The organism is Soonwooa sp. T0.1_25 (assembly GCF_057652215.1).
In genome coordinates, this window is record NZ_JBYFBZ010000004.1 from 1 (window position 1) to 22,684 (window position 22,684).

General features: G+C 35.2%; 23 protein-coding genes. 4 read left to right on the top strand and 19 right to left on the bottom strand.

The genetic code is table 11. The annotated features are described in order from the left end of the window. Positions 1-209: 209 nt before the first annotated feature. From AC23MB_RS06765 to AC23MB_RS06775, 3 genes are all read right to left on the bottom strand, one after another. Positions 210-1,307 (bottom strand): peptidylprolyl isomerase, encoded by a 1,098-nt coding sequence (locus tag AC23MB_RS06765; protein ID WP_487786839.1) that lies wholly within the window; start codon positions 1,305-1,307, stop codon positions 210-212. A gap of 13 nt (positions 1,308-1,320) precedes the next feature. Further along, positions 1,321-1,830, bottom strand: a complete 510-nt coding sequence (locus AC23MB_RS06770; protein WP_312323469.1) for an FKBP-type peptidyl-prolyl cis-trans isomerase — start codon at positions 1,828-1,830, stop codon at positions 1,321-1,323. Between the two features lie 100 nt (positions 1,831-1,930). After that, on the bottom strand, positions 1,931-2,992 hold the full coding sequence (locus tag AC23MB_RS06775) for a branched-chain amino acid aminotransferase (RefSeq protein WP_312323468.1): 1,062 nt from the start codon (positions 2,990-2,992) through the stop codon (positions 1,931-1,933). A gap of 84 nt (positions 2,993-3,076) precedes the next feature. On the opposite strand from AC23MB_RS06775, the gene mnmC2 reads away from it, so the two are divergent. Together mnmC2 and AC23MB_RS06785 are read left to right on the top strand one after the other, a co-directional pair. After that, on the top strand, positions 3,077-3,751 hold the full coding sequence (gene mnmC2 / locus AC23MB_RS06780; protein ID WP_313031646.1) for a tRNA (5-methylaminomethyl-2-thiouridine)(34)-methyltransferase MnmC2: 675 nt from the start codon (positions 3,077-3,079) through the stop codon (positions 3,749-3,751). Positions 3,752-3,825: 74 nt separating this feature from the next. Next, positions 3,826-4,239: an NUDIX domain-containing protein gene (locus AC23MB_RS06785; protein ID WP_374330635.1), complete on the top strand. Its 414-nt coding sequence runs from the start codon at positions 3,826-3,828 to the stop codon at positions 4,237-4,239. A gap of 11 nt (positions 4,240-4,250) precedes the next feature. Here AC23MB_RS06785 and AC23MB_RS06790 read toward each other — a convergent pair whose 3' ends face one another. Continuing rightward, on the bottom strand, positions 4,251-4,964 hold the full coding sequence (locus AC23MB_RS06790) for a DUF4294 domain-containing protein (RefSeq protein WP_312323464.1): 714 nt from the start codon (positions 4,962-4,964) through the stop codon (positions 4,251-4,253). A 51-nt stretch (positions 4,965-5,015) separates the two neighbouring features. Between AC23MB_RS06790 and AC23MB_RS06795 the strand changes: the two genes are divergently transcribed. Together AC23MB_RS06795 and rpe are read left to right on the top strand one after the other, a co-directional pair. After that, the gene (locus AC23MB_RS06795) at positions 5,016-6,092 is read left to right on the top strand and encodes a M28 family peptidase (RefSeq protein ID WP_312323463.1); all 1,077 of its coding nucleotides are present in this window, start codon (positions 5,016-5,018) and stop codon (positions 6,090-6,092) included. A 40-nt stretch (positions 6,093-6,132) separates the two neighbouring features. Continuing rightward, a complete protein-coding gene (rpe, locus tag AC23MB_RS06800; protein ID WP_313031637.1) occupies positions 6,133-6,783 on the top strand; it encodes a ribulose-phosphate 3-epimerase in 651 nt (216 codons plus the stop codon). A gap of 73 nt (positions 6,784-6,856) precedes the next feature. On the opposite strand, the gene AC23MB_RS06805 is transcribed toward rpe, so the two are convergent. From AC23MB_RS06805 to AC23MB_RS06875, 15 genes are all read right to left on the bottom strand, one after another. Continuing rightward, entirely contained in the window at positions 6,857-7,276 is a 420-nt protein-coding gene (locus AC23MB_RS06805) for a nucleoside-diphosphate kinase (protein ID WP_079665896.1), read from the bottom strand. 472 nt (positions 7,277-7,748) lie between these two features. Beyond that, positions 7,749-8,675, bottom strand: a complete 927-nt coding sequence (rsgA, locus tag AC23MB_RS06810) for a ribosome small subunit-dependent GTPase A (RefSeq protein ID WP_374330629.1) — start codon at positions 8,673-8,675, stop codon at positions 7,749-7,751. Positions 8,676-8,789: 114 nt separating this feature from the next. After that, positions 8,790-9,869 carry a chorismate mutase gene (locus AC23MB_RS06815; RefSeq protein WP_487786840.1) on the bottom strand — a complete coding sequence of 360 codons (1,080 nt, stop codon included), beginning with the start codon at positions 9,867-9,869 and terminating at the stop codon, positions 8,790-8,792. Positions 9,870-10,017: 148 nt separating this feature from the next. Then, positions 10,018-10,149 (bottom strand): hypothetical protein, encoded by a 132-nt coding sequence (locus tag AC23MB_RS06820; RefSeq protein WP_487786841.1) that lies wholly within the window; start codon positions 10,147-10,149, stop codon positions 10,018-10,020. A 154-nt stretch (positions 10,150-10,303) separates the two neighbouring features. Continuing rightward, complete coding sequence (locus tag AC23MB_RS06825; RefSeq protein ID WP_409508251.1) at positions 10,304-10,858, bottom strand: hypothetical protein; 555 nt, start codon at positions 10,856-10,858, stop codon at positions 10,304-10,306. A 56-nt stretch (positions 10,859-10,914) separates the two neighbouring features. Next, positions 10,915-11,997, bottom strand: a complete 1,083-nt coding sequence (gene dnaX / locus AC23MB_RS06830; protein WP_313215755.1) for a DNA polymerase III subunit gamma/tau — start codon at positions 11,995-11,997, stop codon at positions 10,915-10,917. Between the two features lie 103 nt (positions 11,998-12,100). Further along, positions 12,101-14,824: a sodium-translocating pyrophosphatase gene (locus AC23MB_RS06835; protein ID WP_487786842.1), complete on the bottom strand. Its 2,724-nt coding sequence runs from the start codon at positions 14,822-14,824 to the stop codon at positions 12,101-12,103. Positions 14,825-15,038: 214 nt separating this feature from the next. Beyond that, complete coding sequence (locus AC23MB_RS06840) at positions 15,039-15,650, bottom strand: inorganic pyrophosphatase (RefSeq protein ID WP_079666985.1); 612 nt, start codon at positions 15,648-15,650, stop codon at positions 15,039-15,041. Between the two features lie 22 nt (positions 15,651-15,672). After that, positions 15,673-16,182 (bottom strand): DUF7935 family protein, encoded by a 510-nt coding sequence (locus tag AC23MB_RS06845; protein WP_374330619.1) that lies wholly within the window; start codon positions 16,180-16,182, stop codon positions 15,673-15,675. A gap of 107 nt (positions 16,183-16,289) precedes the next feature. Next, positions 16,290-17,192 (bottom strand): hypothetical protein, encoded by a 903-nt coding sequence (locus AC23MB_RS06850; RefSeq protein WP_374330617.1) that lies wholly within the window; start codon positions 17,190-17,192, stop codon positions 16,290-16,292. Between the two features lie 2 nt (positions 17,193-17,194). Then, positions 17,195-17,872 (bottom strand): RadC family protein, encoded by a 678-nt coding sequence (radC, locus tag AC23MB_RS06855; RefSeq protein ID WP_313031608.1) that lies wholly within the window; start codon positions 17,870-17,872, stop codon positions 17,195-17,197. A gap of 8 nt (positions 17,873-17,880) precedes the next feature. Continuing rightward, complete coding sequence (locus AC23MB_RS06860; RefSeq protein ID WP_313031603.1) at positions 17,881-18,465, bottom strand: murein L,D-transpeptidase catalytic domain-containing protein; 585 nt, start codon at positions 18,463-18,465, stop codon at positions 17,881-17,883. 9 nt (positions 18,466-18,474) lie between these two features. Beyond that, complete coding sequence (locus AC23MB_RS06865; RefSeq protein WP_312324472.1) at positions 18,475-19,140, bottom strand: ABC transporter ATP-binding protein; 666 nt, start codon at positions 19,138-19,140, stop codon at positions 18,475-18,477. 15 nt (positions 19,141-19,155) lie between these two features. Further along, positions 19,156-21,486: an ATP-dependent helicase gene (locus tag AC23MB_RS06870; RefSeq protein WP_374330614.1), complete on the bottom strand. Its 2,331-nt coding sequence runs from the start codon at positions 21,484-21,486 to the stop codon at positions 19,156-19,158. Between the two features lie 147 nt (positions 21,487-21,633). Beyond that, entirely contained in the window at positions 21,634-22,683 is a 1,050-nt protein-coding gene (locus tag AC23MB_RS06875; RefSeq protein WP_374330612.1) for a hypothetical protein, read from the bottom strand. Position 22,684: the final 1 nt, after the last annotated feature.

The window sequence follows — 22,684 nt, forward strand, 5'->3', positions numbered from 1 at the left end:
CGATCATAACTGTATAATGTTTAAAAATAGTAAAAAGTTATTTGGCTTCGCCGAACCACTTCGTTAGGTTTCCGAAATTTTTTTTTTGAGCTTTGAGGGCTCAAAATTTTTCAGAATAACTTTTCAACTTACACAGTTAGTGAGATACTACCCATAAAAAAATCCGATTCAGTTGAATCGGATTTTTTTATCTTGTAAACTAGAGAATATTAACTTCCTACTTTTACTAATTCTACATCGAAAATCAACCAAGCATTAGCCGGAATTACCCCACCAGCGCCTCTTTCGCCGTAACCAAGGCTTGCAGGAATCAACAACGTTGCTGCTTCGCCCTCTTTAAGCAATTGTATACCTTCGTCCCAACCTTTGATTACTTGTCCAACACCAATCGGAATTTGGATAGGTTCGCCTCTTTTGAAAGAGTTATCGAATTCTTCTCCATCAACCAATTTACCAGCGTAATGTACAGAAACTACATCGCCAGTTTTGGGCGATTTTCCAGAAGGATTTTGCTTTGTTATTTTGTAGAATAAACCTGACGGCGTTGACTGCATACCAGCTTTCAACTCATTAACCAATTTATCTTGATTTGCTTGGAATTCTTGTAACTTTTTAAGACGATCAGCTTCTTCTTTAGCAGCGAAAGCTTTGTTTTTTTCTTCGATTTTAGCTTTTCCTTCTTCGAAAGTTTTTGCAGGATCGTATTTTTTATATTGATCTCCTTTGCTGAAAACTGTTAATTTTTGAAGAACGATATCTTCTTTTGGCTTGTCGTTAGGACCTTTTTCAACATTTGCGATGGTGTCGATAACGTCTTCACCTTTCACTACTTTCCCGAAGATTGTATGTCTACCATCCAACCATGGCGTCGCAACTTCTGTAATGAAGAACTGAGAGCCGTTGGTATTAGGACCAGAATTAGCCATAGAAAGGATTCCTTTTCCTGTATGTTTTAGGTCGTTTTTTTCATCAGCAAATTTATAGCCTGGATCGCCCATTCCCGTCCCTTGTGGATCTCCACCTTGGATCATGAAATCTTTGATAACACGGTGAAAAATTGTCCCATCATAAAATGGTACTTTATCCGCTTTAGCTTTATTTGGGATTTTACCTTCCGCTAATCCTACGAAGTTAGCCACTGTAACTGGTGCTTTTTCGTCTTCTAATTTGATTAGCATTTCACCTTTTGATGTTTGCATTTTCGCATACAAACCATCCGAAAGACTGTTGTAAGTTTCTTTGTCTATTTCCAATGTTTTACAATTTAATAATGTTAATACTACCGGTACAAATAGTAATTTTTTCATATATATCTTTTAATTAAAGTGTCTTTATTTTAACAATAATCGGCATATCACTGCTTATCTTATCATTATCACCATAGGATCCAAAAGCTAATGCTGATGGGATAAGAAGTGTTGCTTCCGATCCTTTCTTCATGTGTCGAACTGCATCCTCTACAGGTCTTAGTTCATCAAACTTTCCTAATTCTTGATCTTTAATTTGTTTGGCGTTTTCGTATAATTTAACCATATCAAAATCATAGATATCGTAAGTATAACTAACTTTTTCACCATCATTTTTCTTCGGTTCCGAAGCTAGGTTTTCGATATCCACCCAATAGTTCATGCCCATTGGATAGTATTTTTTATCCTGACTTTTAATCCATTCTTGTATCTGATGGCGCTCTTCATTATTCAAGTTTTTATTTCTTGTTTTTGAAGCTTCCATCTCGTCATGGCTAACTTCATTTGTCGTGGAGTCGTAGATTGGACTTTGCTTTGCGCAAGAACCCAACATTGCAATACTGATAAGAATTATTTTTTTCATAAATACTGTGCGAAAATAAGAAATTATTAGTCATTTCTTCACATATATGGACACAAAAAAAGTCGGTTAAAACCGACTTTATGATATTTTAAGAGATATTTTAGTATTTTCTATCAACCTTAACTCTCCATCCGAATGGATCTTCAGCGTGGTTTGTTTGGATATCAACCAAAGCTTTTTTAAGGATGAAAGCAAAACTATCTTCGTCTGCCAATGTAGGAAGCGCAAACTTCTCATCACCATAACCAATAGCTTCGAATCTAGTTGTTACAACTGCTGTACCAACGCCCCAAGCTTCTTTTAGACTACCATCTTTAAGTGCTGCAACAACATCAGCAACTTTAACGTCACCAACAACTACGTCGATACCATTACGCTCTGCTAATTGTAAGAAACTATCTCTTGTAACACCATCCAAGATCTTTTCAGAAGTTTTTGGTGTGTAGATTGTATCGTTGATACGTACAAAAACGTTCATCGTACCACTTTCTTCGAAATATTCGTGTGTTGCGTCATCTGTCCAGATTACTTGGTCATAACCTTCATCAATTGCTAATTGCGTTGGATAAAAAGATGCTGCATAATTACCAGCTGCTTTTGCAAAACCAACACCTCCGTTAGCTGAACGAGAATAATAATCTGAAATCTTTACAGATACTGGCGCAGAATAATAACTCTTAGCCGGCGTTGCAACAATCGCAAACATATATTTGTTAGACACTCTAGCTTTTAAAACTTCTTCCGTTGCAAAAACTACTGGACGAATGTATAATGACATCCCTTCTCCTTTCGGGATCCATTCTCTATCGATATCAACCAAAGCATTAAGCCCGTCGATAAAAGCTTCTCTTGGAATTTCTGGAATCGCAAGACGCTTTGCTGACTTATTAATTCTTTCAAAATTCTTTTCAGGACGGAATAAGAAGACATCATCGTTTTCGTCTTTGTAAGCCTTCATCCCTTCGAAACAAGCTTGCCCGTAGTTAACTCCCATCATCGCTGGCGTGAAAGGAAGTGGTCCGTAAGGAACTAATTTAACATCACCCCATTTTCCGTTTTCGTACTCACAAATAATCATGTGATCGATAAAAGTATCTCCGAACGAAAAGTTATTAGGATCAAAAGTAGGTAGCTTAGAATTTTCTGTCTTTTGAATTATCATTTTTGAAATTTTTTATGTAGTCTTACAAATATATAATAATTTTTTAAATCTCAAAAATTAAGTTTATATTTGAAAAAAAAGAATATGAATCGCGAAATTATCACGACTCTAGATGGAAGTAAAACACTATATATCAAAGATTTAAACGAAACCTACCATTCGCACAACGGGGCTTTACAAGAAGCAGAACATGTATTTATCAAAAATGGATTAATAAAAATAAATCGTTACCAATTTAACATTCTTGAACTAGGATTTGGGACAGGTCTTAACGTTTTAGTAACAATTAATGCATTATTACGAAATGACAAAAATCATATAATTCACTACTTTGGTATCGAAAAATATCCCATTTCCAATGACGAACTTCTTGCCTTAGATTATGCAAAACTTTTTGACAATCTCGAAATTTCTGAAATTGAAAAAAAAATTCATGCGGCTAATTGGGGTGAAGCAACGGAAATTATCCCAAACTTTTTTTTAACAAAGATAAAAGCAGATTTCTTCGATATTAAAAACTTGGAACTACCAAAAATTGACTTGGTATACTTCGATTGTTTTGGTGCGAAAGTGCAACCAGATCTTTGGGAAAAACCTCTTATCGAAATCGTTGCTAACACCATGAATCCAGATGGACTTCTAACAACATATTCTTCTAAAGGTAGTCTGAAACGCGCTTTAAAAGAATTAAACTTTGATGTAGAAAAACTAGCCGGCCCTCCCGGAAAGCGCGAAATGATCAATGCTAGAAAACTTTAGTCAATTATTTAATTCAAATTTTCAAAATTTTATTTTAAATAAAAGACCTATATTTATAAAAGAAAAATTTAACAATGATAGATAAGATTAACCTTCGCGTGTACGGAATCTGTATAAAAAATCAATCGGTATTGGCTCTACATGAAGAATATGCTGGCGAACATCTTCTTAAACTTCCTGGCGGTGGATTAGAATTCGGTGAAAGTGTTATCGAATGTTTAAAAAGAGAATTCAATGAAGAATTAAATCTTGAAATCAAGGTTGTAAGTCACTTTTACACACAAGAAGATTTTTTAGTATCGAGATTTCGAGATAATGAGCAATTAATGACTATATATTATCTGTGCGAAATCATCAATGAGGAAGATATGTTGATTATTGACCCTTGCATCGAGACAGCAGAATGGGTTCCCTTTGACCAAGAAAACCCATTTCCATTACCAATCGACAATATTGTTTTTGAAAAATTAAAACAACAATATCTATAAATAACTAATTACTATTTTCCTATTTTAAAATCTTGATAACCTGGATAAGGTTCTAGATAACCATAATTCCAATTACTTATCAAAAGGCTTTCAATAAAATTATCTTCACGATATTTATGCGGATCATAAGGGGTTTTTAAACTTACATCTGCCATATTTCCCTTAACATTCCACCAAAAAGCACTCCAACCACCGCGTAGCTCACGGATAATTTCGTATACCGTTTTGCCAGTAGCACGATTCATCAATTTTGCAAAAACCTGACCTTCTGTTGTTGTCAAATCGCGTAATTGCTTTTCATATTCGTTCGCCAATTCTTCTTGACGTTTTTTAATATACTTAGCTTTCGACCTTTCGTCCATTGTAGCCGTTTCATTCACTAAGCCTCGATATTGTTCAAGTGCATGTACAAATAAAGGATATACCCGGTTTAACTTTTTATTTAGAAAAAAATAAAAATTACGATCTAACTGGTTATTAAATTTTGGATTAGCTCTTATCAACAACTCATCCATTACAATCACTTGCTCCCCATTGATATCATAGATTTTAGCTTTTTGAACTTCATCATAATAATACCAATTCCCGAACTCATCTTTTTTTAGTTTGTCTTTTGGCATTTCGCTTAGCGCTTTAGGAACCTGATTAAGATCAGAATCATTTTGAGCCATTGCAAAAGCGCCTACAAAGATGCTTAAAACTAAAAATAACTTATAAAATTTCATTACTTTTACCTCACAATTGGAGTTTGTCAATTATCAAAAATCATTCCTATTATGAAATTTGAAAAAAAATCATTAAAATTTTTACAAGAATATCTTAATGTAGCCTCTCCTACTGGCTACGAACACGCTGGACAAAAAATCTGGACAGACTATATCAAGAACTATGTCGATAAGATAGAATACGATCATTACGGAACCGCTTATGGCATTATAAATCCCGAAGCCGACTTCAAAGTAGTGATTGAAGCGCATGCCGACGAAATCAGCTGGTATGTTAATTATATTACAGATGATGGTTTAATATATGTTATCAGAAATGGTGGATCAGACCAAACCATCGCTCCTTCCAAAGTGGTAAATATCCATGGTGAAAAGGGCTTAGTGAAAGGCGTTTTCGGTTGGCCAGCAATCCATACCAGAAGTGCTAATCAAAACGAACCAACACCAAAAATCGAAAATATCTTTATCGATTGCGGCGCAACAACCAAACAAGAAGTTGAAGATTTGGGAATATATGTTGGTTGTATGATCACTTATCCAGATGAGTTTTTTGAATTAAATGACCGTTATTTTGTTTGTCGTGCTTTAGACAACAGAATCGGTGGTTTTATGATTGCCGAAGTTGCACGTCTTTTAAAAGAGAACAAAAAGAAACTTCCTTTTGGACTTTACATCACCAATTCGGTGCAAGAAGAAGTTGGTCTTTATGGTGCACAAATGATTGCCGACACCATCAAACCAAATATCGCGATTGTCACAGATGTTACGCACGATACGACCACACCGATGATCGATAAGAAAAAAGAGGGTGACCAAAAATGTGGCGATGGACCTGTTGTTTTCTTTGCGCCAAGTGTTCATCACACGATTAGAGAATTGATTGTTGACGCAGCAAAAAGCAAGAAAATCCCTTTCCAACGCGCAGCAGCAAGTCGTGCAACAGGAACAGATACTGATGCTTTCGCACATTCTAATGGTGGCGTACCAAGCGCATTAATTTCTTTGCCTTTGCGTTATATGCACACGACGGTAGAAATGGTTTCTAAAGAAGATGTTAGCAATGTTATTAAATTAATATACGAAAGCCTTCTGAAAATAAAACCAGACATGAATCTAAAATATCATTAAATAAAATCTAAAACTTAAAAAGTAAATCTAATTTGTAAAAATGAAAAATAAATTAATCGCACCATCGCTTTTATCAGCAGATTTTGGAAACCTGCAACGCGACATCGAAATGCTAAATGAAAGCCAAGCAGATTGGTTACACGTTGACGTGATGGATGGTCGCTTTGTACCAAACATTTCTTTTGGTTTTCCTGTGATGAAAACCGTGCAAGCACACGCAAAGAAATTTGTTGACGTTCATTTAATGATTGTTGAACCAGAAAAATATGTGGACGAGTTCATCAACATGGGCGCAGACTTGGTTTCTGTACATTTGGAAGCTTGCACGCATCTTCATCGCGTGATTAATCAAATCCAAGATAAAGGCGCAAAAGCGGGAGTTGTACTTAATCCAGCTACGCCAGTTATTTTGTTGGAAGACATTATCAAAGAAGTTGATTTGGTTTTAATAATGAGTGTAAACCCAGGCTTTGGAGGACAAAAATTCATTGAAAACACTTATAAAAAAGTGAAAGAAACCAAAGACATGATTTTGGATAACAACTCAACAGCATTAATCCAAGTTGATGGCGGTGTTAATCTAGACAACGCTTCTAAGTTATTTGACGCTGGCGCAGATGTTTTGGTTGCGGGTAACGCCGTTTTCGCTTCCGAAAATCCAGCAAAAACCATCGAACTTTTAAAACTTTAATTTTAATTAAAGTTCTAAACAATAAAAAGCGACATCCAAAAGGTGTCGCTTTTATTTTTCTTTAAAAAATTTCTTAGAAAATTTCTCTTCCAGAAAAATGGAATTGCGCTTCGATTAAAGCATTCTCATCAGAGTCTGAACCGTGTACAGCATTTTCTCCAACGCTTCTTGCAAACATTTTTCTGATCGTACCTTCCGCAGCATCAGCAGGGTTAGTAGCACCGATTAATGTTCTGAAATCTTCCACAGCATTATCTTTTTCCAAAACTGCAGCAACGATTGGTCCAGAAGACATAAAATCTACCAACTCACCGTAGAAAGGTCTTTCTGAGTGAACTTCGTAGAATTTCTTAGCGTCAGCTATTGTAAGCTGAGTAAGTTTTAAAGCTTTGATCTTGAATCCTGCTTCTGCAATTTTCCCTAAAATAGCACCAATATGTCCATCTGCAACCGCATCTGGCTTAATCATGGTGAATGTAATTTTTCCTGACATTGATTTTTTAATTATATACTATGCAAATTTACAATTTTTTATATATATTTGTCACTGAATTTCTCAATAAGAGATAGTAATAATTTTTGGCACACAGTTTGCTACTATTATTATGATTCTCATGTTTAATTTGAGTTTTCATGGTTATTAGTTTTTACCCAGCTTCGGCTGGGTTTTTTGTTTTATAATAATTAGCCTGGAAAACCGCATCAACACGACAAAAATTCTTTGGGCGCCATTTCCAGCTGTCACTAGTCGCTTTTTTTAGTATGGCTAATTCTAGGAGGCTACTGAGCGGAGTCGAAGTACCAAAGCCATCTCAAAAAGGAGCTCCAACATGCCGTTCCATCTGGGCCGCAACAATCTGCTGGTTTTATTGCGTTTTACTTCATAATAAAAAAAGGCTTTCAGGGTTTTAAACCCTGAAAGCCTTTTCCAATTTTCTTCTCAACAGAAAAAAATGTTATAAAATTTATTTTACTTGTTGTTCTTCCGCTTCTTCCATCAATTTTAGATAATTGATATAGCGACTGCCTTCGATTACGTCATTTTCGACGGCATCTAGAACAGCGCATTTAGGTTCATTAATATGTAGACAGTTATGAAACTTACAATTCTGCGACATTCTAAAAATCTCTGGAAAATAATGTTGAATCTCCTCTTTTTCAACATCAATAAGTGCAAACTCTCTAACGCCAGGCGTGTCAATCACACTTCCTCCAAAATTCCAAAAGTGCATTTGTGCAAAAGTTGTCGTGTGTTTTCCTTTAAGATGAACATCCGATATTTCGCCCGTTTTAATGTTAAGGTCAGGTTGTAAGGCATTCACCAAAGTTGACTTTCCACTTCCCGAATGACCGAAAAACAAAGACGTTTTACCTTTAATAAAGTCTTTTAAAGCTTCAAGATTAAGATGTGCATAAGAAGAAATTTCAAGGCTATCATAACCAATTTCAGCATAGATTGCTTGCATCTCGTTTAAGATTTCCAACTCCTCATCAGAAAGAACATCGACTTTATTAAATAAAATTAACGGTTTTATATCATAGGATTCACAACACGCCAAAAAGCGATCTAAGAATCCTAAAGAAGTCTCAGGACGTTTTAGTGTAAAAATAATACAAGCTAAATCCATATTAGAAGCGATAATATGCGCTTCCTTAGAAAGATTAACCGACTTTCGGATGATATAGTTCTTGCGAGGAAAAATTTTAGTAATCCACGCAATATCGTCTTGCTCCAAATTAAATTCCACAGAATCGCCCACTGCCAAAGGATTTGTCAATCTAGTTTTAATCAATTTGAATTTTCCTCTGATGCGTGCTTCATAGATTTTTTTCTCAGATTCCTCCAAAACCTGATACCAACTTCCCGTGGATTTAATGACGATTCCTTGCATTAATTTTAAATAAAAAACTTCACTTTTAGAACGTTGACAAAGCTAAGGATTTCTAATCGCTCTCGCAAAATCAACATCATAGAAGTGAAGTTTAAAAATTGACGTCAAAAACGTTTATTTATTAATCATAATTTTATTCTGAACTTCAATCGATTCTTCATGTATCGCTTTGAAAACTTTTTCGATAAACTCGTGACTCATACCAGATTCATTGGCTTTTTGTGCGGCGTAATCTGCAATAATTCTCCAACGTTCTGGCTGGAAAATCGCAATGTTATTTTCTTTTTTCAAAGTTCCAATTTTCTCAGAAATCTTCATACGTTGCGACAACAGCTCAATCAATTGAAAATCCAAATCGCTAATCAAAGTTCTATGTTTTCCCATCTCGTCTTCGTAACCAGAAATATCAGATTTACGAATCTGGATACTGTTAATCATATCCGCCAAAACTTCTGGTGTAATCTGTTGTGACGCATCACTCCACGCTTCATCAGGATTACAATGACTTTCAATAATCGCACCTTCGTAACCAACATTGAAAGCTTCCTGCGTAACGCCCGCCAAACCTGTTCTGTTTCCGCAAATATGGGACGGATCGATAAACATTGGAATATTAGGGAATTGATGCTTGAAATCTAAAGCAATCTGCCAGTTCGGGATATTACGATATTTGGTCTTTTGGTAAGTTGAGAAACCTCGGTGAATAACACCTAAATTCTTAACATCTTGACCTAAAAGTCTTTCTAAAGCGCCAATCCACAAAGTCAAATCTGGATTCACTGGGTTTTTAACCAAAACGGGCTTATCAATACCACGAAGCGCCTGCGCAATCTCCTGAACCGTGAAGGGATTAACCGTCGAACGTGCGCCAATCCACAATACATCGACATCCGCTTCCAAAGCTGCAAAAACATGGTGTGCATTTGCCACTTCCGTTGCAGTTTTGAAACCATATTCTTCTTTCACTTTTTTAAGCCAATTAAGACCAATAACGCCAACACCTTCAAAGCCGTTTGGCTTAGTTCGAGGTTTCCAAATCCCTGCACGGAATACAGAAACGTCGGCATCACTTTCTTTAAGTCTTTTAGCGGTTTCTAACATCTGGCTTTCGCTTTCCGCAGAGCATGGGCCTGCAATAATGACAGGTTTTTCGAAGCCTTTTATCCACTTATTTTCTAGTTGGTTTAAGTTCATTTTATCTAAATATTTGCTGAGTTACTACACGTGTTAATCTGTTATAAATAAAGATTTATAATTCTTTTCCAAAAAAATGTCGTTTAAAAAATATCTTAAAAGATTATTGAAATGCGAAAAACGCACTTTTTTTGAGAAAGAAATTTAGTTAGCTGTACCAATAATATCGGTAAGAACTTCCAAAATTTCTATAATAAGAAGCACCAAAAAAGCTAACCAATCCACCAAAATTAACGGCAGATCCTAAAGTTATTGAATATGGAAATTGGTTTAATTCCATTGATAATTCCTTTATCAGAAAGGTTTTATTAGCTATTTTTGATTAAATAATCTACCACACTTAGGCAGAAATACAATACAAAGGTAAAATTTTATCGCAAATACAAAGTATCTTTTTTCATTTTTTTAAAATAAATGAAATCTAGATAAAAATCTTAAGTCAAATCAAAACGCATCAAATCGTTAAGATCCTTTAGAACAGGATTAATCTCAGCAAATTTCTCGAATAATTTTTTCTTCGTCATCACTTCTTGTACAATCGTTTTGTCTTCTTTAAAGTGAAGTTTTATTCCATAATTTTTTACTTTATGTTTAAAATGATTCACAAATTCTCCGGCAACTTTATCGAATTCTGCTTTCGCAGTTGATGACGAAAACAATACTTCAATTTGATCTTCGTGGGTTTTTGTCAGTCTAAAATTGTTAATGGCGTTGTAAGCCACAGAATCTATTTTAGATAACTTTAAAAGGAAAGCTTTCCACTCTCTTTCGACATCAGGTTGAGAAAAATGCTCTTTTGGTAAATCTTCTTCCGCAGGTGCAAAAAGTTCTTCCGTCTCTTCTTTTTTGTTCATAAATGCATTAATGCTGAACTCCGAAGATCTCGCTTGTTGTTGCAAAGGTTTCGATGCTTTTTCAACTTTTGGACGTTCTTCAGGAAAAGTAGGCGCAGATTTCTTAACCTCAGTTTGTACTTTATTTTGAGGCACTTGTGGCGTTGAAGTAGTTGGTGTTTTAAGATTAGCTTGAAGAAGTGGCGCTAATATTAAGAACTTTTTTTTTTAGCTTCCAAGCCAGCAGTAAGACTCGAAAGTTGCATTAAAGCAATCTCGACTGTCAAACGTGGATTTTTTGAATTTTTATAATTAATGTCCGCAAAGTTGCAAATTTCGATGGCGTCAATTAACTGTTGTGCCGTCCATTTTTGACTTTGGTCAAAGAATTTTTGTTTAGTCTTCTCCCCAACTTCGATTAATGCTAAAGTTTGAGGATTTTGTGACATCATCAAATCACGGAAATGACTTCCCAATCCCGCAATAAAAACATGCGGATCGAATCCTTTTTTAACAATGCTATCAAAAGCGGTTAACACTTCTGGAATTTTATTTTCTTTTGCTAAGTCAACAATGTTAAGATATTGGTCATAGTCTAGGATATTAAGAACTTCCGCCGCTTTTTCTAAAGTAATATTCTTTTGGGAAAAGGTTGATAATCTATCAAAAATCGATAAAGCGTCACGCAAAGCGCCATCCGCTTTTTGTGCAACCATATAAAGTGCGTCGTCTTCATAAGTTACCCCTTCTTTGTCAGCGATTTTTCTAAGATGATCTTGGATGTCCTCAATGGTGATTCTTTTGAAGTCGTAAATCTGACAACGTGACAAAATCGTCGGAATAATCTTGTGTTTTTCCGTTGTTGCTAAAATGAATATGGCATGCGCAGGTGGTTCTTCCAATGTTTTAAGAAAAGCATTAAAAGCAGCCGTTGACAACATGTGAACCTCGTCAATAATATAGACTTTAAACTTCCCGACTTGTGGTGCAAATCGCACCTGATCCGTTAATTCTCGGATATCATCAACTGAGTTATTAGATGCGGCATCCAGCTCATAGATATTTAAAGCAAATCCATCGTCATCGCTTGCGCCAGATTTTTCGTTAATTTTTCTTGCTAAAATTCTCGCACAAGTCGTTTTACCAACACCACGAGGTCCACAAAACAATAATGCCTGTGCCAACTGATTTTCATCAATTGCATGCTCCAATGTATCTGTAATGTGAGATTGACCAACAACGGTATCAAACTCCTGCGGACGGTATTTTCTAGCTGAAACAACGAAATTTTCCATTGCTCAAAAATAGGGAATATATTTGAATTTTAAAATCTTTATCCAATTTTTAGCGCAAACAAAAAAGTCGACTTTCGTCGACTTTCACTTCCAAAACTACTAACTATAATGTTGTCACGCGGACATCAATTCTTCGATTTTTAGCTTTACAATCTGGCGTATCATTCGCTTCGCATACAGGGTGCTCTTGTCCATAACCTTCAGTTTCAATACGATCGGCAGCAATTCCGGACTCTGTCATCTTTAGTTTTGCAGCATTTGCTCTTTCTAGAGATAATTTTTTATTTCCCTCAACATCACCTGTATTGTCGGTATAACCACCAAGTTTTACATTTACATCCGGAAAATCCTTCATAATCGAAATTAGGTTATTAAGTTGCGATGCAGATGAAGCTTTCAAATTGCTTTTTCCAGATTCAAAATAAAGATTTTCAATTGTAAACCAAGCCGTTTTATCAACTAAACTCGCATCTTTTACTTTAAGTTTTTTATACAAATCATAAAGTTGACTATTGGCACCAAGCTTAATGTCTTGACCAGAATTTAATGTAACTTTTTCAAGATCACCAAGTTCATAAACAAAGTCTCCATCGGCATTTATCGTTCCTAAAACAACTGGCTTTTCTTCAATAATTTCAATCTTTTTGTTAGAACCAGAAATTATTTTAGAATTGAGATTTTCAATTTTTTCTAAACGTTCTTTAATAATTTTGTCTCCGAACATATTTGCCAATGTTGGTGCAATTACCAAAGAAACAATAGACATTAATTTAATTAAAATATTCATAGATGGTCCAGAAGTATCTTTAAATGGATCACCAACTGTATCGCCCGTCACTGAGGCTTTATGCAAATCCGAACCTTTATAATAAGTTACGCCATTAACGACAACACCTTTTTCAAAAGACTTTTTAGCATTATCCCACGCACCACCAGCATTATTTTGGAACATTCCTAACAGAACGCCACTCACAGTTGCACCTGCTAAAAATCCGCCCAAAACTTCGGGACCAAAAGCAAAACCAATAATTAAAGGTGATAAAATTGCAATTGCACCTGGCGGCATCATTTTTTTAATAGAAGCATCTGTAGAAATGGCAACGCATTTTTCGTATTCGGGTTTTGCTTTGCCTTCCAGAATACCTGGAATTTCTCGGAATTGTCGTCGAACTTCCTCAACCATGGCCATGGCAGCTTTACCAACTGCTGTAATCGCCAAAGACGAAAATATAAATGGAATCATCGCACCAACAAATAATCCAGCCAAAACATCAGCGCGATAAATATCAATGCCATCAATACCTGCTATTCCAACAAAAGCCGCAAACAGCGCCAAAGCCGTCAACGCAGCCGAAGCAATTGCAAAACCTTTACCTGTCGCAGCAGTCGTATTACCAACTGCATCTAGAATATCAGTTTTCTCACGAACTTCGCTAGGCAGCTCGCTCATTTCTGCAATGCCGCCTGCGTTATCAGCGATTGGTCCAAAGGCATCAATCGCCAATTGCATCGCCGTCGTCGCCATCATCCCCGCTGCGGCAATCGCAACACCATAAAGTCCAGCGCACAAATAGGATCCATAAATTCCTCCAGCTAAAACTAAAATCGGAAGCATCGTAGATTCCATACCGACAGAAATTCCGCCAATAATATTAGTTGCGTGACCTGTACTTGATTGTCGAACAATGCTTTTAACAGGACGTTTGTCCATTGCTGTATAATATTCTGTAATGATACTCATAAGTGTACCGACAACCAAACCAACGATAATTGCTCCGAAAACGCCATTTCGAGTAAACTCAAAACCGCGAAGTATCATTTTTTCTGGTAAAATATATTGAACTAAAAAGTAGCAAGCAATTGCTGTGATAACAATACTTCCCCAGTTACCCAAGTTAAGCGCATTCTGAACTTTAGAAGGATTAAGCCCTGCAGAATCACTTATTTTAACAAAGAAAGTTCCGAAGATTGAGAAAAGAATACCAAGACCTGCAATTAACATTGGTAAAAGAATTGGCGCAAAACCACCAAACTGATCGACAGATAAAGTTTCTCTTCCCAAAACCATTGTCGCTAAAACCGTTGCGACATAAGACCCAAACAAATCGGCTCCCATCCCAGCAACATCACCAACATTATCACCAACATTATCGGCAATAGTCGCAGGATTTCGAGGATCATCTTCAGGAATACCCGCTTCTACTTTACCCACCAAATCGGCACCAACATCGGCAGCTTTTGTATAAATACCGCCACCAACACGAGCAAACAACGCAATAGATTCTGCTCCCAACGAAAAACCAGTAAGCACTTCGATAGCGCGTTCCATCTCGTGAGAATTGACCAGTGCATCTGGCGCAATCAAATGTTTAATAATAAGATACAATGAACCAAGACCTAAAACCGCTAAACCAGCAACGCCCATTCCCATGACCGAACCGCCTGTGAAAGAAACTTTTAGTGCTTTAGAAAGACTTGTTTTAGCAGCTTCCGCTGTTCTAACATTGGCTTTGGTTGCGATTTTCATACCGATAAAACCAGCTAAAGCGCTGAAAACCGCACCAATAACGAAAGCTAAACCGATTGACCAATGCGAATTAGAATTCGAAAAACCCATAAAGCCAAGTAATAAGGCGACAATAATGACAAAATAAGTGAGAACTTTGTATTCTGCGGTTAAAAAAGCCATCGCACCGTCGGCGATGTAACCACTAATTTCTTTCATTCGGTCATTGCCTGCAGGTTGCCTGCTAACCCAATTACTCTGAAAAAAAGTATACAATAAGCCGACTACTCCAAATAGAGGAACTAAATAAAATAAATCCATAGTTTATTGTTTTAATATTAAAAATATGATTGGTTTGATAAATATATAAAAAATACCAAATACTAAAGCAAAAACAATAATTTGGAAATTTATTTAAAATCTTATTGAATTTTAAAAATGAATCTGTATTAAAATTTAATCAAAATCCATTAAAAACAAAAAGAGCAGACAAAATGCCTACTCTTCTATAAATATTGAAATTTTATTTTAAAAATTATCCACCGTAATTTTTAGCATAATCTTTTTGAGAAGCTACAATAACTTCTTTTGCATGATCTGCACCGTAGATCTCATCGATTCTACAATTTGCAGGTTCGAAAGGTAAGTTTTTGTAAGTCAAAAAGTAATGTTGTAATCTAGAAACTTCAGCTTTCGGAAGTTCAGAAATGTCACGAATATGACCATATACTTGATCGTCAACTAAGACAGAAATAATCTTGTCATCAGCTTCTCCTTTGTCAATCATCTTGAAACCTCCGATTGGAATAGCATCCATCAAAAGTCCACCTGAATGAATGTTATGTGAGCTCAACACCAAAATATCTAGCGGATCGTGATCACCTTCTGTAACATCTGTAGAACCTCTCTCGATAGCCAGTTTTTTTACCTCTTCATCACAATAAGTTCTTGGTACAAAACCGTAAACCGCTGGGATAATATTTGAAAATTTTTGAGGACGGTCCACTTTAAGGAAACCAGTTTCTTTATCTACTTCGTATTTGATCGTGTCAGAAGGTACGATTTCTACAAAAACCGTTACTACATTTGGTGCATCTGGTCCAACAGCAATTCCGTGCCAAGGATGCGATTTAAAATTTGGAATCATAATTTTATTAAACTATTTATCTTTAAATTAATTTATTAACATCATTTCTTAAGCCGTCAATGCTTTCGCTGATATAGTCTTCATCATTGACGTAATTCATTAAGAAAACCGTTTTAAAATCCTGGAGTTTTGAGTCCTCGCTGAGATTTTCGTAAGTCTTATGAAGTAGCTGTATGACATTATTTTTAGACGTTACAATGTTATCCCATGAAGTTTGGCTAACGTACAATTGTTGTGATGCGTTGTACTCAAACTCTTCGTTAATACTTTTTTCAACTAAAAATAAAAACTCATGAACGGCTAGGTTTTTATCAAATTTCATCACAAGATTCGAAGGTTTTAGACGTTCTAAAAACAGTGTCATTCTTTCGTAAGCTTGTAATTTAATATCGTTATTAGACTTCCCTGAGATTAGTTGTAACTCCTTCTTCTTAAGGTTAAGAAAGCCATAGACAAACTGTTTTGCAAACACCAAAAAAGGTATGGCAATCAAGATTGTTACGGCATAAGGAAAATAATCTGAGTCGAACATTTTATTTTAAATAAGGTGGCAAAATTAATAATAATTATGCTTGTTTTTACTAAAACATTTAATAAAAGTTATTTGCTTTACAAAAGCTTAATATAGATAGGAGATTTTTAGAAAAATAATTTGAAAAAAGCCTTTTGGATCACTTTAGATTTAGGATTCGAAAAACTATGGTAAGGCTTTAGTTCTGGGCGAAATCCACGGAAAAACTCTTCAACATTTGGAAGTTCGCTCCCTTCAAAATCAAATATTCTATGTTCCACATTTAATCTTATGGCGTCGTCTATTAAAACACAAGCACCACTAAGTTTGACAAATTCTTTATCATTAAACGTCCCCAAAAGTATCGCCGAAAAGGCATCTTCGTACATGGCGATCATATTAATCCATTTGTTATGGTATTTAAAACCATAAAACTTAACGAAATTTAATTTATGAAATTCCTCAAAACGTAAAATAAAATTATCCAAATCTTGACCTTCAACACCAGTACTATTATTTTGAATAAAATTTTTGATTTCGGAAAAATCAGTGACCAAAATACGTTCAGAATTATCCAAAACCTCTTGATCTAATCTTAATTTACGTTTTCTTTTTGGTGAATATTTTTGTCGAATTCCTTCATAATTTCCAACAGGAATCAAGAAGTTCTTCCTTGAAACTAAATCGGTTTTTAAAACATTAACATCATTAAAAGCATAATACCAAACCGCATAATGCTTACGCAGAGCCTCATAAAACTCTTGATTAACATCAGCATCATCAATCTTTGAAAATACACCAAGTTGTTGACAAAGTTTAGGAAGAATCACGAATTGCAATCCCATTTTTTTTTGTAGCGGCACTGGCATAACTGCTTCGTAATCACCTTTTACAAGGATTTCCCAGTTGCCTTTACCAGCTACGACATCAAGATAATGTGGATAAGCATAACTTTTCCGTTGTACTGAAGTGTTTAAACATTTTTTATAGTTTTCAAAATCAATATCTTGATATTTTACTTTTCTAATCATATCTACAGCATATTTTCGTCCGCAAAACTGAAATAAGATTTTTGCGAAAGAATCAAATGATCTAGCAGTTCAATTTTTAATAATTTTCCTGCTTCTTTTATTTCTTTGGTTATTTTAATATCCTCGGCACTAGGTTTTAGACTTCCTGACGGATGATTGTGCGCTACAATAATACTGGTTGCAACGTGTTCTAATGCTGAACGAAACAACAATCGAATATCGACAACAGCTTGCGCGATGCCACCTTGCGACAAGCAAGATTTATGTATAATTTTATTACTTTGATTTAAAAATAAAACCCAAAACTCCTCATGTCTTAATTCCGAAAGAAAGACTTTAAAAACTTTGTAGGCATCATTACTAGAACCAATTTGTATTTTATCAGGAACTTCTTGCAAAGTTTTACGATTTCCGATTTCTAAAGCTGTTGCAATAGAAATTGCTTTTGCTTCGCCAACACCTTTAAATTTCATCAAATCCTGAATAGATAAAAGACTCAATTGATGCCAATTGTTATCGACAGTTTCCAAAATACGTCGCGCTAATTCTACAGCAGATTCCTCACGGTTGCCACTTCCCATAATAATGGCAAGCAACTCCGAGTCCGACAACGCATTTTTACCTTTTAGTAAAAATTTTTCGCGCGGACGATCATCTTCAGCTAAGAATTTGATACTCATTTTTTGAATTAATTATAAGCTAACAGAATAATTCTCTTCGACGAATTGTCAATATACTTTTCTACTAATTTAAAAAAATTATCAGACAACATCGGACATCCCACAATAAGACAAATTGGATCAGTTTGTTCTTTATCTGGCACACATTTTAATTTGTGCAAAACAATAGCACGATCAAATGCATTGCTGTTAGAATCGTCCAAACCATACAATCTGTAAGACTTTCCACAATCGCCTACATAACTTTCGCCAACAACATTTTTACCAAGTGACGAACGATAAAAACCTTCTACATCACTGAATTTCAGAGACTTTTTTGTTTTTCCTTTGTCTGAACCAGAACCGTGAGCTACCAATCCTTTTTCAAGGATTTGATCATTTTTAAAATCGTAAACAAAAAAACGAAATTCTCCCGAAGCTTTAGTAAAATCAATTAAAAAAGCTAAATCTTGGTTGTAATTTGATGATTTTAGAAAGTTTTTTAATTCAATTACATTTTTGCTAGATGCTAAATCTGCGTTCGTTTGCCCTTTGCTTAAACCCGAACAAGAAAGCAATAACAGAAATACAAAAAATGTAAAAAAGGAACGCATGTTTTAATCTTAAACAATTAATCCATCCTTCATCACCAACTTTCTGTCGGTACTTTCAGCCAAAATCGTGTTATGGGTTACAATCACAAAAGTCTGATTGTATTTATCTCTTAAATCAAAAAATAATTGATGTAAATCGTCTGCATTTTTCGAGTCCAAATTACCAGTCGGCTCATCCGCATAGATGATTTTTGGAGAGTTAATCAAAGCTCTTGCAACCGCAGCTCTTTGCGCTTCTCCACCCGACAATTGTCCTGGTTTGTGATGCATTCTACTTTCGATATTAAGATCTTCAAAAATTGAAATCGCTTTATCTGTCGCTTCTTTCAAGTTTTTGTTTGCAATTCTCGCAGGAATCAAAACATTTTCTAAAGCTGTAAATTCTGGAAGCAATTGGTGAAACTGAAATACAAATCCAATATTTTGATTTCGGAATTTTGACAATTCTTTATCTTTCATATTTAAAAAAGATTGCCCATCCAAATCAATTGAAGTATCAAATTTATTGGGTGTAGAAGGCGTATCCAAAGTACCCAAAATCTGTAACAACGTCGATTTACCAGCACCTGATTCTCCAACAATAGAAACCACTTCACCGTGTTTGATATGGATATCTACACCGCGAAGTACCTCTAAACTTCCATAAAATTTATGAATATTTTTAGCTTTAATCATATTGCAATATAGGAATTAAATCTTCGTAAGTTTTGCGAATTTTAAAATTAAATTTTTCTCGCCCTCGTTCGCGAAATGAACTTTAGCTTTTATATTATTAGGATCTGTTCCGTCTAAGAAAATGACTTCTCCAACACCAAATCTATCATGTCTTACATGATCTCCAACTTCGATATCTTGCGACGATTGTCCTGATGGATTAATGATTCTGGCAGTTGCAACAGGTTTTAGATTTTTCGGAACCGCCTCCTCTTTTGGTGCAGAACCAATCGTACGTTTTGCTTCTTTCTTTTTAAAGAACGGTTTTTCGGAAGTTGGTGATTCATCAAAAATTGAAGAACTAAGTCCCGAACGGTTAATTGTACGGCGCTCCATCGCAGGATTAATAAATTCTAAAAACTCCGAATCGATTTCACTTAAGAAACGCGAAGGCTCAGCATCTGTAATTTTTCCCCATTGGAAACGCGAAATTGCATATGTGAAAAAGGCTTGCTTTTCGGCTCTTGTTAAAGCCACATAAAAAAGACGTCTCTCCTCCTCCAATTCTTCTCGTGAAGAACTACTCATAAAGCTTGGGAAAAGATTTTCTTCCAAACCAACCAAATGTACAACAGGGAATTCCAAACCTTTGGAAAGGTGAATCGTCATCAACGACACCATATCTTCCTCGTCATCGTTGCGTTGCGTATCTGCGGAAAGTGCAATGTTTTCTAGAAAATTAGACAAACTAGCATCACCATCTTCCAATTGCTGTTGCTCTTCCAAAAAACCCTGCATAGAGTTTAACAATTCTTGTACGTTTTCAACCCTCGAAATGCCTTCTGGCGTTTGGTCGTCTTTTAGAAGTTTGATTAATCCACTTCGTTTCGAAACTTCCATCGCAACATTATAAACATTATCTTGTTTTAACATCACTTGGAAAGCTTTAATCATCGACCAAAACTCTCCCAATTTATTAAGAACACCATTATTAAGTCCTAATCTTGGCGCATAAAAACCTAAATTACTCAGCAGTTCCGCAATCGAAATATTATTTTGATCAGCAAAAACAATCAATTTATTTTGTGTCGTTTCGCCGATGCCTCTTGCAGGATAATTGATAACCCGCAACAAAGCTTCGCTGTCATTTTCGTTAACTAAAAGTCGTAAATATCCAATTAAATCTTTAACCTCTTTACGTTGATAGAACGACAATCCGCCATACACACGATACGGAATATTTCGTTTTCTCAAAGCATCTTCGAAAGCACGTGTCTGCGAATTGGTACGATACAAAATCGCAAATTCTTCAAACTTTCGTTGCTCACGATTGCGGATTTCCCAAATATTAGATGCCACGAAATTCGCTTCATCAGCATCAGAAAGACTTCGATAGATTTTTATCTTTTCACCTTCTTCATTTTCACTAAAAACGTTTTTCTTAAACTGTTGTAAGTTTTTAGAAATAACAACATTAGCAGCGTTGACGATATTTTGCGTCGAGCGGTAATTTTGTTCCAAAGAAACGGTATGCGCGTCAGGATAATCTTTTTTGAAATTTAAAATATTGTAAATATTCGCACCACGGAAAGAGTAAATCGACTGTGCATCATCACCAACAACACAAATATTTTCAAATTTTGAAGCTAATGCTTTGACAATCAAATACTGAGAATGGTTGGTATCTTGATACTCATCAACCAAAATATAACGAAAACGATCTTGATATTTAGCTAAAACTTCTGGAAATCTCGTCAACAACTCGTTGGTTCTTAACAACAAATCATCAAAATCCATCGCACCCGATCGGAAACAAGTGTCGACATATTTGCGATAAATTTCGCCCATCAATTTCATATTCGCACGTTCGTCAGCCTCGATTATTTCGGGATTATTGAAATATGCGTTAACTGTAATCAGGTTATTTTTGTATTGTGAAATTCGTCCCAGAACTTTTTTAGGTTTATAAATATCGGAGTCGATATTCATCTCTTTTAAAACCTTTTTCAGAACGTTAAGACTATCTTGTGTATCGTAAATCGTAAAGTTGGACGGAAAACCAAGATAATGCGCTTCACTACGTAACAATCTTGCAAAAACCGAGTGAAAAGTTCCCATCCAGAGCGACCTTGCATCACTTTCGCCGACAACTTTTGCGATACGTTCTTTCATCTCGCGCGCCGCTTTGTTGGTAAAAGTCAAAGCTAAAATATTGAAAGGGTCAACACCATTTGTAATGAGGTGCGCGATGCGCATCGTCAGCACACGCGTCTTGCCAGAACCAGCGCCCGCCAAAACCATCAACGGCCCTTCTAATGTTGTAACTGCTTCGTATTGAGACTCATTTAATCCTTTCAAATAATCCATGTCGTATCCAAAATTTCGGATAACAAAATTAGGGAATTTTTATGGGATTAGTAAGTGACTGATTGGCTAATTCTTAAACTTAAAAACATAGGTTCTAGTTTTAAGATTTTTAAGATTTTGAAAATTTAAAAATCGAAGAATAAAGAATTATTTTATCAAATTTAATAAAGTTCGTTCAGCTTCTGCTCGAACTTTTTCTTTTGAAAAATCAGAAAATAGATTTTTTTTATGACGTTTTAATTCTTCAAATTGGGACCAAACATCTTCTTTTTCGTTATAAATAAAATCTAAATCTGTTTGATAATACGACGGAAAAACAGCTTGTTTTCCATATTTTATGGCGTCGCCGATATTACCCGTCATTTTGGAAATTCCATAAAACTCTGAAATGCCTAAAAATTCAGTTTCTTTTTGAATAGGACACCATAGTACATCTGCTTTTTGCATCCAAACATCAAAATCAGTTTGCGAAACTTTCTCTTTAAAACTGATAATTTCAACTTTCGAATCTAAAACAGGCTTTTCATTATGGATCGCTTGTTGAATCTCAAAACTAGCTTTTCCGAGAAAAACAACTATTATTTTACAAGTCGGATTTTTAATATTTTTCAAATTTTCTAAAATGTGAAAATAATCGCGACGACTTTGTGAAGCAGCTCCAGGAACGACAATTCTCAAAACCTCATCTTTATTTTCATCATTAAAATATTGATTGAAAAATAAACCCAAATATCGAAATCTCTCATTAGAAAATGTTTTATCCAAAACCAAAAGACTTTGATCTTTCCGGTACAAAGCTGGTGCAGATAACAGACTTTCTTTGATGAGAAGTTTTAACCGATAACGAAGATCCTTCAGAAAAACAGATTTTAACAATTGAGCTATCGAAGCTTTAGTAAAATTAAGATTGTGACAAATAATCGCTGAATTATACTTCGACCGAATCGCTAAAAATGTATTAAAATAACGGTGCGCCGTCCCAATAATCACCAAATCATAATTTTGTTTTGATAATTGATTCAAAATAATACTCGGTTCCGAAAGTTTAACATGATTCGCTTTAACATCAAACATTTTGTAAACTCTCTCCGACAAATAAAAATCAACTTCAAAAATTTCGGAATCTTTAAAAAGTTGGTAAAAATTCTTTGCAATTTCGGCGTGCGTATCAAGCTCAATATAAGCGATTTTTTTCATC